Annotated in this window: 1 protein-coding gene; it reads left to right on the forward strand. The window is 36.4% G+C overall.

What is annotated here, in order from left to right; translation table 11 throughout:
• Positions 1-308 (forward strand): AAA family ATPase (locus G6554_RS25420; protein ID WP_242692177.1); only part of this gene is annotated, 308 nt, incomplete at both ends.

Consider the following 308-nt stretch of genomic DNA (forward strand, 5'->3'; position numbering starts at 1 on the left):
GGCAAGGATGTTTGAATTTTTTTACGGAATGAAACATACTCCTTTTGCCAGGGATGTACCTACTGCACAACTGTATGATTCCTTTACGATGCAGGAAATATTAGGTCGATTAAAGTATACGGCAGAAAGACAGTTATTTGCCGTTTTAACTGGGGATTGTGGTACAGGTAAAACAACCACAATTCGAAAATTTGTCGATGGACTTGATCATGGAAAATTCCAAGTACTTTATTTATCGGATTCAAAACTAACTCCTAGGCATTTTTATAAAGGATTGTTAGAACAGCTAGGAGCTGAATCAAAGTTTT

Origin of the sequence: Bacillus sp. MM2020_4, assembly GCF_011250555.1 — a bacterium.
GTDB lineage: Bacteria > Bacillota > Bacilli > Bacillales > Cytobacillaceae > Neobacillus.